The organism is Enterococcus sp. AZ177 (assembly GCF_050544585.1).
GTDB lineage: Bacteria > Bacillota > Bacilli > Lactobacillales > Enterococcaceae > Enterococcus_L > Enterococcus_L plantarum.
The window spans coordinates 2568770-2583237 of record NZ_CP172944.1; the positions used below are offsets into that span (position 1 = coordinate 2568770).

13 protein-coding genes are annotated in these 14468 nt (G+C 37.8%); 8 read left to right on the top strand and 5 right to left on the bottom strand.

Annotated elements, in window-relative coordinates; translation table 11 throughout:
* Window positions 1-140: 140 nt before the first annotated feature.
* Genes IGJ34_RS12695 through fni form a run of 6 tightly spaced genes read left to right on the top strand, consistent with a single transcriptional unit; the run spans window position 141 to window position 5809 of the window.
* The gene (locus IGJ34_RS12695; protein WP_069653824.1) at window positions 141-368 is read left to right on the top strand and encodes a hypothetical protein; all 228 of its coding nucleotides are present in this window, start codon (window positions 141-143) and stop codon (window positions 366-368) included.
* Window positions 368-1726 carry a tripartite tricarboxylate transporter permease gene (locus tag IGJ34_RS12700; protein ID WP_430597592.1) on the top strand — a complete coding sequence of 453 codons (1359 nt, stop codon included), beginning with the start codon at window positions 368-370 and terminating at the stop codon, window positions 1724-1726. Before IGJ34_RS12695 ends, IGJ34_RS12700 begins: the two co-directional genes overlap by 1 nt.
* 16 nt (window positions 1727-1742) lie before the next feature.
* On the top strand, window positions 1743-2687 hold the full coding sequence (gene mvk, locus IGJ34_RS12705; protein ID WP_111248552.1) for a mevalonate kinase: 945 nt from the start codon (window positions 1743-1745) through the stop codon (window positions 2685-2687).
* Entirely contained in the window at window positions 2687-3685 is a 999-nt protein-coding gene (gene mvaD / locus IGJ34_RS12710; protein WP_430597593.1) for a diphosphomevalonate decarboxylase, read from the top strand. The genes mvk and mvaD overlap by 1 nt, the downstream gene beginning before the upstream one ends.
* Window positions 3682-4779, top strand: coding sequence for a phosphomevalonate kinase (locus IGJ34_RS12715; protein WP_069653828.1), 1098 nt, complete (start codon window positions 3682-3684; stop codon window positions 4777-4779). Before mvaD ends, IGJ34_RS12715 begins: the two co-directional genes overlap by 4 nt.
* On the top strand, window positions 4763-5809 hold the full coding sequence (gene fni, locus IGJ34_RS12720; RefSeq protein ID WP_069653829.1) for a type 2 isopentenyl-diphosphate Delta-isomerase: 1047 nt from the start codon (window positions 4763-4765) through the stop codon (window positions 5807-5809). Before IGJ34_RS12715 ends, fni begins: the two co-directional genes overlap by 17 nt.
* Before the next feature lie 219 nt (window positions 5810-6028).
* On the opposite strand, the gene adhE is transcribed toward fni, so the two are convergent.
* From adhE to IGJ34_RS12745, 5 genes are all read right to left on the bottom strand, one after another.
* A complete protein-coding gene (gene adhE, locus IGJ34_RS12725) occupies window positions 6029-8626 on the bottom strand; it encodes a bifunctional acetaldehyde-CoA/alcohol dehydrogenase (RefSeq protein WP_430597594.1) in 2598 nt (865 codons plus the stop codon).
* 189 nt (window positions 8627-8815) lie between these two features.
* Window positions 8816-9097, bottom strand: a complete 282-nt coding sequence (locus IGJ34_RS12730) for a post-transcriptional regulator (protein ID WP_069653874.1) — start codon at window positions 9095-9097, stop codon at window positions 8816-8818.
* A gap of 80 nt (window positions 9098-9177) precedes the next feature.
* Complete coding sequence (gene yajC, locus IGJ34_RS12735) at window positions 9178-9549, bottom strand: preprotein translocase subunit YajC (protein WP_069653831.1); 372 nt, start codon at window positions 9547-9549, stop codon at window positions 9178-9180.
* Window positions 9550-9631: 82 nt separating this feature from the next.
* On the bottom strand, window positions 9632-10777 hold the full coding sequence (gene tgt / locus IGJ34_RS12740) for a tRNA guanosine(34) transglycosylase Tgt (RefSeq protein WP_069653832.1): 1146 nt from the start codon (window positions 10775-10777) through the stop codon (window positions 9632-9634).
* A gap of 165 nt (window positions 10778-10942) precedes the next feature.
* Window positions 10943-12022, bottom strand: coding sequence for an iron-containing alcohol dehydrogenase family protein (locus tag IGJ34_RS12745; RefSeq protein WP_430597595.1), 1080 nt, complete (start codon window positions 12020-12022; stop codon window positions 10943-10945).
* A 220-nt stretch (window positions 12023-12242) separates the two neighbouring features.
* Here IGJ34_RS12745 and IGJ34_RS12750 point away from each other — a divergent pair, with 220 nt between their 5' ends.
* Window positions 12243-13706: an ABC transporter substrate-binding protein/permease gene (locus IGJ34_RS12750; RefSeq protein ID WP_430597596.1), complete on the top strand. Its 1464-nt coding sequence runs from the start codon at window positions 12243-12245 to the stop codon at window positions 13704-13706.
* Entirely contained in the window at window positions 13699-14421 is a 723-nt protein-coding gene (locus IGJ34_RS12755; RefSeq protein ID WP_069653835.1) for an amino acid ABC transporter ATP-binding protein, read from the top strand. The genes IGJ34_RS12750 and IGJ34_RS12755 overlap by 8 nt, the downstream gene beginning before the upstream one ends.
* The last annotated feature ends 47 nt before the right edge of the window (window positions 14422-14468 follow it).

Genomic DNA, 14468 nt, shown 5'->3' on the forward strand with positions numbered 1-14468 from the left:
TACTGAGATATTAATTTTTTACTTAGACAGAAACTAACAATTTCACTTCATATATTTTTTTGGTAAACTAACAGAGTGACTGGGACACTGAATCTGTAAAATGCTTCTGTCCCAACCTCAATACATTGGAGGGCTTTTAAATGAAAAAGAATCTTATCGAGCTTTGGGGTGACCTAGTTGATTTAAAAGATTTGATTATAGCCATTGGCATTTGCAGTGTAACAACGATGGGAGGCTTTTTTCTAGCTCCTACACAAGATACAACAAAACAATTATTCTTCGGCCTAGGTGGAGCTGTCCTTGGCTTTATGATCAGTACTTTTTTAATTACTCCTAAACGAATAGTTATCGAGGAGGAAGACAACTAATGGATGCAGGGCTAATCTTTCAAATGCTACTAGCCGTTTTGGGCGCAATTATTTTATATACATTCATTGGATTTGTACCAGGAACAGATGAGACGTCTGTTTTGATGCCAGTCACTTTAGCAGTCGTTTTAGCTGGCGTTCAGCCTATCGTCGTTCTAACGTTTTTTATAGCTGCCATTATTACTTTAAATTTAATGAATGCAATCCCGACGGCACTGGTCGGTTTGCCCGGCGGTGTGTTATCCACGCCAATGATCGAGCATGCACTGTATTTAAAAGAACGTGGTATGGCAGCCACCAGTATTAAAAAAATGGCGACAGGTTCCATCATCGGAACTGCAGTTGCAATACCTGTAAGTTTACTTTTAGCCAACATCTTAGCTCCTTTTTCAGATTCGGTTAAGGAATATGCTCCATTACTGTTTGTTTTTGGTGCAGTCTTTTTATCTTTGATCGGGAAAAATAAGCTATTAGCGTTGATCAGTATCATTCCACTTGGATTGCTCTTCCAAGGTCTGCGCTATTTGTATTGGGGACTCGGAGCAGTTCCACAAGAAAAAAATGTGACAATTTCCTTCTTTCTTGGAATCACAATTGGGCCATTACTTGTTTCATTGTTAGGGTTGTTAAACAAACAAAATCGGGATTCCTTGCCTCGACATGAACAGAATAAAATCAAGCTGAACAAGGTAGATGAAAAGCAAACGTTACTCAATCCTTTTGGAACGATCACAAAAAAAGAAGCTGGAACGAGCGCTATTGTATCATTACTATCAAATTTTCTGTTTTTTTTAAGTCCTGTTGGGCTAACGATTTTGTTTGGTGAAGCTGTATCAAATAAAGAAAAAGATCCAGTAAAAAAAGCCAGTATGGCGATTACCTCAATGAGTGCTTTGTCTCATGCAACATATCTATCAGGTTTGATCATTCCATTGATTGCTTTAGGAATTCCTTTATCACCGGTAGCTGTTGGACCCGCCAATGCCCTGTTCAACGCGCCACCCGTTTTTACATTAGAGCATAATCTTCATCATTTATTGAGTACAAGTGAATTTGTTTTTGCTATTTTATTCGCTGGAATCCTTGCCTCTGTCGTAACTTATTTTATAGCAATGAAATACGCTCGTCAGATGACCGTATTTGTCTTAAAAAAGATTCCGCATGAAGCAATATTAGGTTTATTTATTGGATTTATTTTATTATTGGCTTATATGGATGCCGGATTGATCAATATTTTTGGTGTTTTGCTGGTAGGAATCGTTTGTGGTACTCTTAATAAAATGGGCGTTAATTACGGTGTTCAATTTATGATTCTTTATGCTGCGCCTTGGATCACCACGCATTTGATATTTAAATAAAAGGACTGTTATTAGAATGAAGAAAGAAAAAACTGGTCATGGACGAGCTTCTGGGAAAATTATTTTAATGGGTGAACATTCTGTTGTTTACGGTGAACCTGCAATTGCTTTTCCCTTTCAAGAAACGTATATTTCAACAAAAGTTGAACCTGATACCAATATGTTAGTAGATTGTCATTATTTTTGCGGAGAATTGTCAGAAGTACCTCCTCAGCTAAAGAGTGTCAAAGAAGTTATCAAGCAAACCTTGAATGTACTTCACAAAGAAAAGGAAACGTTTAAAATCACTATTACCAGTACCATTCCAGCAGAACGTGGAATGGGTTCAAGTGCTGCTGCGGCCGTTTCTATCGTTCGAGCATTATTTGATTATTTTGACATGCCTTGCACCCAATCAGAGCTACTTCCATTAGTCAATCGGGCGGAAAAAATTGCCCATGGCAATCCTAGTGGCATTGATGCAGCGGCAACTAGTGGAAACGATTCGCTATTTTTCATAAAAGGTCAACCGATAGAATCGTTTCCAATGAATGTTTCTAATGCTTATTTAATAGTGGCTGATACTGGCATCAAAGGGCAAACCAGAGCTGCTGTAAGTGACGTTGCACATCTTTTTGAGCAAAATAAACAACGCGTTTCACAACATATTACTGAGTTAGGCCACTTGACTAAGCTTGCAAAACAAGCTATTTTAACAGATGATGTTTATTTATTAGGCAAAATCATGAATCAAGCACAAGTTCAGCTTAAAGCATTGACCGTTAGCAATGACCAATTAGATCAATTAGTCGTTACGGCTCGGGAAAATGGCGCCTTAGGGGCAAAATTAACCGGCGGTGGTCGGGGCGGTTGTATGATTGCCTTAGCAGATTCTAAAGAGCAAGCGGTAAAAATTGCTACAGCAATAGAAGCAGCAGGTGCAAAAGCCACTTGGATTCAATCATTAGGAGTGAAAAATTAATGTATGCTGGAAAAGCACGAGCTTATACGAATATAGCGTTGATAAAATATTGGGGAAAAAAAGATGAGCGCTTAATACTACCTATGAACAGTAGTCTTTCTTTAACATTGGATGCATTTTATACCGAAACTAGCGTATCTTTTGATGAAACATTAACTGAGGATGTTTTCTTTTTAGATGGAAAAAAACAAGATTTAAAACAAACAGCCAAAATTTCTAAATTCTTAGACCTTGTTCGTCAAAAACAACAGTTGACTTTATTTGCAAAAGTTGACAGCCAAAACTTTGTTCCGACAGCTGCTGGTTTAGCTTCATCTGCTAGTGGGTTAGCCGCTCTGGCTGGTGCCTGTAGTGAAGCGTTGAATTTACAATTGACCGAAACAGAATTGTCCCGCTTAGCTAGACTCGGCTCTGGCTCAGCCTGTCGTAGTATTTTCGGCGGATTTGCTGAGTGGCAAAAAGGGGATTCTGATCAGACATCCTTTGCACACGTTATTCCTTCTGATAAATGGGAGGATGATTTAGCAATGCTTTTCGTTTTAGTCGATGATGGTATAAAAGATATTTCCAGTCGTGATGGCATGAAACGAACGGTAGAAACATCAAGCTTTTATCCTGGTTGGTTAGAAAATGTCGAAACAGATTTGGCTACAGCCAAACAAGCAATCACCGAAAAAGATTTTAATAAGCTTGGTCAAGTCACTGAAGCAAACGGCTTACGCATGCACGGAACCACCTTAGCTGCCGTACCTCCTTTTACTTATTGGTCACCTGAAAGCTTAAACGTCATGCAGTTAGTGCGTTTAGCCAGAAAAGAAGGTCTACCTTGTTACTTCACAATGGACGCTGGGCCGAATGTGAAGATTTTAGTAGAAAAGAAAAATTTATCTGCGTTAAAAGAATTTTTAGGAAAGCATTTTGCTGAACATCAGCTAATTGCCGCATACGCAGGACCAGGAATAGAAATGATTCCTATAGAAAGGTCGGAAGAATTATGATAGAAGTTTCCACACCAGGCAAGCTATTTATTGCTGGTGAATATGCCGTTGTTGAACCTGGACATCCGGCAATCATCGTTGCAGTGGATCAATTTGTAACTGTTACTCTCGAAACAGCAGAAAACGTCGGCAGTATCCAATCAGCTCAGTTTAGTTCACTACCTGTTCGTTGGACGAGAAGAAACAATGAACTGGTTCTAGATATTCGGGAAAACCCCTTTCATTATGTACTTGCAGCAATTCGCTTAACTGAAAAATATGCACAAGAACAACACAAAGAATTATCTTTTTACCACTTGAAAGTCACTAGTGAGTTAGACAATTCAAACGGACGTAAATATGGATTAGGCTCGAGCGGTGCTGTAACAGTCGCAACTGTAAAAGCTCTGAGTCTGTTTTATGGTTTAGAATTGAACGAAGAAGAAATATTCAAACTCTCTGCACTGGCTCATTTAGAAGTTCAAGGAAATGGTTCTTGTGGAGATATTGCAGCAAGCTGCTATGGCGGTTGGATTGCTTTTTCAACGTTTGATCATCAATGGGTCAACGAACAAGCTCAAAAGCAAACGCTGACCACATTACTCCAAACAACATGGCCAAAATTAATGATCCAACCTTTGACTGTTCCTAAAAAATTACGTCTATTGATCGGCTGGACTGGCAGCCCTGCTTCTACTTCTGATTTAGTTGATCAAGTCAACCAGTCAAAAGAAGTACAAGAAATAGCATACCAACGATTTTTAGATGACAGTAAAACGTGTGTTGAAACAATGATTACAGGCTTTACTTCAGAAAATATCTCATTGATTCAAGCACAAATACGAAAAAACCGAAAATTACTCCAACAATTAACCTCGATCACAGGAGTTACGATCGAAACCCCTGCTCTTAAAAAACTATGTAATTTAGCACAAACCTATGGCGGTGCAGCTAAATCATCTGGTGCAGGTGGTGGTGACTGTGGAATTGTCTTATTTAAGCAAAAATCAGGTATTTTACCTTTGATGAGTTCTTGGGAGAAAGAAGGCATTACTCCGTTACCATTACATGTATATTTTTACGGAAAGAAGGAAAAAAATGAATCGAAAAGATGAACATATCTCTTTAGCGAAAGCCTTTCATAAAGACAAAACAAACGACTTTGATCAAATCCGTTTTGTTCATCATTCTTTTGCAGAAATAGCGATGGATGACGTTGATATCTCAACATCTTTTCTTGATTTCTCCTTCAAGCAACCATTTTACATCAATGCTATGACAGGCGGTAGTGACCGCGCAAAAGAAATCAACCAGCAACTAGGCATCATCGCGAAAGAAACGGGAATCCTGGTAGCGACAGGATCGGTGAATGCTGCCTTAAAAAATCCTGATTTGGCAGACACTTATCAAATCATACGCAAGGAAAATCCAAACGGTGTACTTTTAGCAAATATCGGCGCTGGACTTTCTTTAGAAGAAGCCAAAAGAGCTGTTGATCTTTTTCAAGCTAACGGATTGCAGATTCATGTAAATCTCCCTCAAGAGTTAGTAATGCCTGAGGGGGATCGTGATTTCCATGGTTGGCTAGATAACATTGAAGATATTGTTTCTCATTTGTCTGTTCCAGTCATTGTTAAAGAAGTTGGTTTTGGCATGAGTAGTGAAACCATTGAACAATTGGTTTGGCGCGGTGTAAAAGCTGTTGACGTCAGTGGTCAAGGCGGCACTAGTTTTACACAAATTGAAAATGCCCGTCGCAAAAAACGAGAACTTGGCTTTTTGACAGATTGGGGACAGTCAACAGTTCTCTCACTCTTAGAATCGATAAATTGGCAACGTGACCTTACTGTTTTAGCTTCTGGTGGTGCCCGACAATCGTTGGATATCGTTAAATCACTTAGTTTAGGTGCAAAAAGTGTTGGTGTAGCTGGAACTATTTTAAATCAGCTGATGACACATGGTCTTGAAGAAACGATTGAGCTTATCCAACAATGGGAAGATGAACTTAAAATGTTATATACCTTACTTGGGAAACAAACAACAACTGACCTTACAACAACAGATATTATTTTTTCTAGTGAGATCATTCGGTGGTGTGAAAGCCGTGGCATTGCTTATCAGCCATTTGCTAAGAGAAGTAGATAAAAAAAACATACTGAGTTTACACTCTATGTAGTGTCCCCAAAAGTTAGACGTTTAAGGAGTGGAGAAATCCACTCCTTTTTCATACGCTTCTCTTACCGTCATTATCTAGCCCCCCAATTTCATTTACTAATATTATATCTCTTTTCGTAAAAAAAGAAGTGCTTGGGTCATGATGCGTGAAGTCATCATGTCCCAAGCACTTAGTATTTTTATAGACGTTTAACCATTATATGCATCAATGATGATTTGTTTCAATTCACTGATCAATGGTTCTTTCGGATTAGCTGTTGTACATTGATCTTCATAAGCTAATTCAGCCATGTGATCAACAGTTGAATCAAGAATTTCTTGTGTTACACCTTGTGCTTTCAAGTTCATATCAATTCCAACTGATACCCCTAAATCGTAAACAGCTGTTGCTAGTGCATCCACTAATTCTGCAGTATTTTTGCCTTTAAGACCCAAGAATTTCGCAATATCAGCATAATCTGTATCTGCACGGAAGTAGTCATATTTAGGGAACATTGCATGTTTTGAAGGATCTTTGGCATTGTAACGGATGATATGCGGTAATAAAATCGCATTTGTACGTCCGTGAGGAATGCCGTATTCTCCACCAATTTTATGTGCGACTGAGTGACAAATTCCTAAGAATGCGTTGGCAAAAGCCATACCAGCCATTGTTGATGCATTATGCATCTTTTCACGACTTTCTGCATCCGGACGTTTCACTGAGTTTTCTAAGTGGTCAAATACCAATTTAATCGCTTGTAAACTTAATCCACGCGTGTAATCAGAAGCCATGACTGAAACGTAAGACTCAATTGCATGTGTCAAAACGTCCATACCAGTATCTGCCGTTACAGAAGCTGGAACTGACATCACAAATTGAGGATCAATGATCGCAACATCTGGCGTTAATGCGTAATCAGCTAATGGGTATTTCACATGCGTATCACTATCTGTAATAACAGCAAATGGTGTGACTTCTGAACCTGTACCTGATGTTGTTGGGATACATACAAATTGCGTTTTAACTGCTTTTTCAATTTTGTATATGCGTTTACGGATATCTAAGAATTTTTGTTTAGCGCCAAAGAATTCTGTGTCTGGGTGCTCATAGAACATCCACATGCCTTTAGCTGCATCCATTGCAGATCCGCCACCTAAAGCGATGATTGTATCTGGTTCAAAATCAACCATGACTTTTGTTCCAGCATACACTGTATTTGTAGATGGATTTGGTTCAACTGCTGAGAATACTTCGATTTGAACGTCGTTTTTACGTTTTTGTAATTCTTTACGAACCGTATCAGCATAACCAAATTGAACCATTCCTGGATCACATACAATCATCACACGTTCAACATTTTCCATTTTTTGTAGATATTGTAATGAATTTTTTTCAAAGAAAATTTTTGGCGGTAATTTAAACCATTGCATATTATTTCTCCGTTTCGCTACAGTTTTGACATTGATCAAGTTAACAGCAGATACGTTTTTAGAGACTGAGTTTTTACCGTAAGATCCGCAACCTAATGTTAATGAAGGAATCATTTCGTTATAGATATTCCCGATTCCGCCTTCAGCTGATGGAGAATTCACTAAGATACGGCAAGCTTTCATACGCAAACCAAATTTCACTTGTAGATCCTCATCTTCTGTATGAATCACTGCTGTATGACCTAAACCACCTAATTCAAGCATTGCTTCACATAAATCAAAGGCATGATCTGTATTTTTCGCTTTCATCATGGCTAAAACTGGCGATAATTTTTCACGAGAAAGTGGGTATTCCGCTCCTGCTCCTTCAAGTTCAGCAATTAGAATTTTTGTGCCTTTTGGTACTTTGATTCCTGCTAATTCTGCTATATGTTCAGCAGAATACCCAACAATTGCTGGATTTACTGCATATTTCCCTTCATTCATCACGGCATCTTCAAGTTTTTGTAATTCGTTTGGTTTGACGAAGTATACTTGGTGTGCTTCAAATTCAGCTTTTACAGCTGCATAAACTTCTTTATCTACGATCACAGCTTGTTCAGAAGCACAGATCATACCATTATCGAATGATTTAGAAACGATCAAGTCATTTACTGCACGTTTGATTTTTGCTGTTTTTTCAATATATGAAGGAACATTCCCTGGTCCAACACCTAACGCTGGTTTACCAGTTGAGTATGCCGATTTAACCATGGCGCTACCACCAGTAGCTAAAACAATCGCGATTCCAGGATGATTCATCAAACCTGAAGTTGCTTCTAAAGAAGGTTGTTCGATCCACTGTACACAGTTTTCAGGAGCCCCTGCTTTGATTGCAGCATCGCGAACGATTCGAGCAGCTTCAGCAGAACATTTTTGTGCACTTGGATGAAAAGCAAAGACAATCGGGTTACGTGTTTTGATAGAAATCAACGCTTTGAAAATTGTCGTTGATGTTGGATTGGTTGTTGGTGTAACCCCACAAACCACCCCAACTGGTTCAGCGATTTCGATTAAACCTGTTTGGTCATCTTTATTGATGACACCCACTGTTTTGTCATGTTTGATACTATTCCAGATATATTCAGAGGCATACATATTTTTGATTGCTTTATCTTCGTATATCCCACGGCCAGTTTCTTCGACAGCCATTTTTGCTAGAGGCATATGTTGATCTAAAGCAGCCATTGCCATTTGGTGCACAATGTGGTCAACTTTTTCTTGATCAAAGTCTTCCATTTCTTTTAAAGCAACATTTGCTTTTTTTGCCAATTCGTCGATCATTGCTGTTACATCAATCTTTTTAGTATCTTCTCTCTTCATTGTTTTAGCCATTTTGATCCTCCTAGAAAAATAAATAAATTAATTTTTTCTTGTTAACTATTTCACATACACATCATACAACAATATTTTTTTCTTGTAAATAGTTTTTTTGTGATTTTTTTCACATTTAACGCTTTTTTTATTTCATCTACTAAAGCAAGCGTTTCCTAATTTATAAAAAGAAAAAGAACCTATTCAAAATTAGAATAGATCCGTCAAGTCATGCCAATCTTTAATGGTCAAACTACTTGTTTGAGCAATCAACTGCTGATAATCAAAAAATTCATTTGGCTCAATATGTAAAATGTCTTCACGACAAGCTTTGATCGATGATGGAGCGTTCTTTTTCCACCGATAAGAAACAAGATAGTTCATCAATTCGGTTTCATTAACAGATGAATAACCAAGTTGCTGAAAAGATCGGCATTTGATTTTTAATTCTTTTTTCAATAAGAACTTTTGATGCCACGATAGCTTTTCGATGGTTCTCCCCTTCTTTCTAAAGAATGACCTATGTACTTTCTTATATGTTTTAGAAAGAAAAAATTCCAGCAAGCTGGAATTTATTCTTTCGTTTCGTTGTTTTCAGAAGTTTCTGTTACAGTTGGTTCTTCAACAACTGTTTCTTCCTTCGTTTCAACTACAGTTACATCATTATCATTTGCAACAACTGTACCTGGCTTCACTGTTTTGATTGCTGCACGATCAAATTCAAGGATAATTCCTTCACAATCGATCAATACAGTTTTTTTGTCAGCATCAAGTTCAGAGATCACGCCGTGTAAACCGCCGATCGTTACAACTTCATCGCCCACTTTCATTGCATCCAAAAGTGTTTGACGTTCATTTTGTTGTTTCTTTTGCGAACGAGTCATAAAAAACATCATTCCTGCTAAAAGAATTAATGGTAAAATAAACGAAAGTCCTCCACCCATTATCTATTCACCTCTCTATCCTATAATCACTAGTTTACTGTAACAAAATTTCTTTTACAACACTAGTCTTTTGTTCGTTTTTTTAGAAACTTTTCGCATTCTCTTTATTGAAACCATATTCTTCAAAAAAGGCTTCTCTAAATTCCAATAAATTATCATCCATAATTGCTTGACGAACTTGTTTCATTAAATTCAATAGGAAATATAAATTATGGTAAGACGTTAAACGAATCCCAAATGTTTCGTCAGCCTTGATCAAGTGACGAATATAAGCCCGCGTATAGTTTTTACAAGTGTAGCAATCACATTTCTCATCCAAGGGACGGAAATCTCTTGCGTATTGCGCATTTTTAACAACCAGACGACCTTTCGATGTCATACACGTTCCATTTCTAGCAATACGAGTTGGCAAGACACAGTCAAACATATCGATCCCACGAATCACACCATCGATTAATGAATCTGCTGTTCCCACACCCATTAGGTATCTTGGCTTGTTATCTGGAATCAAAGGTGTTGTAAAATCTAGTACACGGTTCATCTCCGCTTTTGGTTCCCCTACAGATAAACCACCAATGGAATATCCTGGAAAGTCCATGCTGATCAACTCTTTTGCACTTTGGCGACGTAGATCTTCAAACCCTGCGCCTTGAATGATTCCAAATAAGCCTTGACGATCTGGATTAGCATGCGCTTTTAAGCCACGTTCTGCCCAGCGTGATGTACGCTCAATCGATTTCTTCACATACTCATAGCTTTCATCGAACGGCGGACATTCATCAAAACTCATCATGATATCAGAGCCTAGATTATTTTGAATGTTGATTGCTTTTTCTGGTGAAAGAAATAGTTTTGACCCATTCAAATGGTGTCTAAAATGAACACCTTCCTCCGTGATTTTACGCATATCACTTAATGAAAATACTTGAAAACCACCAGAATCAGTTAAAATTGGTTGATCCCAATTCATAAATTTATGTAAGCCACCAGCTTCTGCAATCAGATCATCTCCCGGACGAAGCCATAAATGATACGTATTGCTCAGGATCACTCCTGCGCCCATTTCTTTCAAATCTTCTGGTGACATTGTTTTTACTGTCGCTAACGTTCCTACAGGCATAAACATTGGTGTTGGAAACGTTCCGTGAGGGGTGATGATTTCTCCTAAACGGGCACCTGTATGTTTTTCTTTCTTTATTAAACGATAACGAATGGCTGGTTCTGTCATTCATTCTCCTACTTTCTTTTGTATATTTACACTTTCCTCATCATACTTTTTTTTGTTCGTATTTGCAAGGTTTTACGGGCTTTCTTTAGTATATCCTTAGACAATAAAACTGGAGATAAGAGTTCAAACTCTTTTATCTCCAGTTCTTTTGTTTTTTAGTCTCTCTTATTTTACTGCTTCAAGTTTGATCATTGCTTTTTTTACAACTTCTGGTGTAATTTTCTCTTTCATATAATGGATTGTTTCATGTGGTTCAGCAGCTCGCTCCGCCACTCGCTGATAATCATCCTCTGTTAAGTTTATTTTCATGTCTTTTAAAGAAGTTGGTAAATCAAGACTGGAGTAAAATGGCATTAGTTGTTCGATTTCATTCCATTTATCTTCGATCACCAATTGAACCAGAACACCGTACGCGACTTTATTGCCATGTAATTGATGATGACTTTCAGGTAAAATAGTGAGTGCATCATGAATTGAGTGAGCGCCAGATGTCCGACCATAATCGTCACCAAAGCCTCCCACCATTCCTCCAAGTAGGATAATTGTTTCTACAATATTTAAAAAAGCTTGATTGATTTCTTTCTCTTTCATTGCTTTTAGCGCTTCTTGGCTGTCAGCGAGTAAAACATCTCTGCATTTTTTGGCTGCGAAAGCAGAGACTTGGATTTCAATCGGCTGTACCGCTAATTGCGAGATCATCGCATCGGCTTCATACCATTTAGCGATCGTGTCACCAATTCCTGCGATCATCAGCTCGATCGGTGAATCTAAGAGAACCTTAGGCTCGATTAAAACTAGGGCATTGCTATTCGCAAAAATATCATAGCGATTCATTGCACCATTATTTTCGTATATCACACTTAACGGTGTATACGCAGCACAAGTTGCTGCTAAGGTTGGCAAAATCAAGATAGGTTTAGTACATTGATTCGCTACTGCTTTACCTAAATCTGCAATTTTTCCGCCTCCTACAGCAATGATACCTTCCAGTTCTTTTTGTTCAAAAAGCTGTTTCAGCTCTATTGTTTTCTCATCCGTGCATTCTCCTCCATAATATACAAAGTATGTATCTATAGTCGTTAATGTTGGAAAATATGGCTTGGCAGCTTCCCACGAATCTTTTCCATGTAATATCATCACACGTTTAAGCTTTCTTCTATTTAAATGTTCTTCTAAATCATCCCACGCACCAACACGGCATTCATATTCTTGTGGCGCTCCTCTTACTATCAACGATTGATTCATTGGTCCCAACCTTTCATTTTTACTAATTTTTATGCAAAAGTGACATTTTTAAATTCTTTGATAAAATTCACTTTTCCTTTCTCTTAATCTATGATATGATAAAACACATCCAAAAACAATAAATTTTTATACATTTATACACGTTTTTTAGAATATTTATTGAATACAAGCAGTTGCGCATACTCAACTGTTATTACTCTATTATAAAGGAGAAGAACAAATGAAATTATGTAAAAAAAACCTAGCACTTATTATTCCAATCTTGCTGGTACTACTGACTTTTATCCCAGTAACTACAGCAATCGCTGAAGAACCTGATCCAGTCTATGACAGCATCATGAAACGTGGGGAACTGATTGTTGGTTTGTCTGCTGATTACGCACCATATGAATTTCACGCAGATGTTGACGGTAAAGACCAAATCGTTGGTTTTGACATCTCAATTGCACAAAAAATTGCAGATGATATGGGCGTTAAATTAAAAATCGAAGAATTGGGATTTGATGCATTATTAGGTGCAATGAAAACAGGTAAAATCGATTTAATCATTTCAGGTATGGCACCAACACCTGAACGACTACAAGAAGTTAATTTTTCAACTCCGTATATGAACGTCCAACAAAAAGTAGTCGTTAGAAAAGCGGATAAAGATAACTTTCAATCAACAAAAGATTTTGATGGTGTGAAAGTTGGCGTTCAAAAGCAAACGACACAAGAAGAATTAGCTAAGACGGAACTTATCGGTTCGATTCCTACTTCTTTACAAAAAGTACCAGACATCATCATGAATTTAAAAAATAAAAAAGTAGAGGCTGCTGTTTTGGAAGGCCCAGTTGCTGAAGCTTACGTTGATCGTGATCAAGACTTGACGTTTGCAGACGTTTCATTTGAACAAGGCCAAAAAGATGCTGCCGTTGCGATTCCTAAAAATGCACCTGTTTTAGAACAAAAAGTCAATGCTTCGATCGAAACAATCAATGATAACAATTTACTTGAGGGTTATAAGAAAGAAGCAGGCAAATTAATGTTTACAGATGATGAAAGCTTCCTTGGAAAATATGGTAAATTCTATATCAGCGGTGCTGGTTATACGATTTTCTTAGCCTTTATGGGCGTATTATTTGGTGCTATTTTAGGTGGACTGCTTGCTTTGCTGAAATTATCTAAATCAAAAATTTTACGTGGTATCGCCATCTGCTATATTGAATATGTTCGTGGTACTCCATTACTAGTCCAAATCTTTATTGTTTATTTTGGCACGGGTGTTTTAGGGCTTGATTTATCGAAAATCGCTGCTGGCTGTATTGCTCTTGCATTGAACAGTGGTGCCTATGTTGCTGAAATCGTTCGTGCTGGAATCAATGCAGTCAACAAAGGTCAGCTAGAGGCTGCGCGTTCTCTAGGTATGAACCAACCACAAGCAATGCGTTACATCATTTTACCTCAAGCAATCAAAAATATCTTACCTGCTTTAGGAAATGAATTTGTAACTGTAATCAAAGAATCATCTGTCGTTTCAGTTATAGGTGTTTCAGAATTGATTTTCCAAGCCGGCAATGTTCAAGGAGCTAGCTTTAAACCATTCTTACCTTATTTAGTAGTATCATTGATTTACTTTGTTTTAACCTTTACCATTTCACGCCTATTAGGTGTTGCTGAAAGGAGAATGAGTACTAGTGATTAATATTAAAAATCTACACAAAACCTTCGGAAAAAATGAAGTCTTAAAAGGGATCGACTTAGATGTTAAAGCTGGAGAAGTTGTCGTAATCATCGGGCCTTCTGGTAGTGGAAAAAGTACCTTCTTACGATGCTTAAACTTATTAGAACAACCAACAGATGGAACGATTGAATTTGAAGGGAAAAATTTATTGGACAAAGATACCGATATTGATGCTCTACGCCAGAAAATGGGTATGGTATTCCAAAATTTCAATCTATTTCCACATAAAACCGTTTTAGCCAATTTAACAATCAGTCCAGTCAAAGTAAAAAAAGAAGCACCTGATATGGCGAAAGAAAAAGCACTGGCTCTATTAGAACAAGTTGGTTTACAAGAAAAAGCCGAAAGTTACCCTTCAAGCTTATCTGGCGGACAACAGCAACGGGTAGCGATCGCTCGTGCTTTAGCAATGAATCCTGATGTCATGTTATTCGACGAACCAACCTCTGCACTTGATCCAGAAATGGTCGGTGAAGTTTTAGCCGTTATGAAAGCTTTGGCAGTTGAAGGCATGACAATGGTCGTTGTTACACATGAAATGGGCTTCGCACGTGAAGTTGCCGATCGTGTGATTTTCATGGATGCTGGAATCATTCAGGAAGAAGGGACACCTGAAGAAATTTTTGGCGAACCGAAAAATCCAAGAACCCAAGATTTTTTAAGAAAAGTTTTATAACAGTCGAAAGAGGACAAAGCAAGTATAAATAAGCTTGTTTTGTCCTC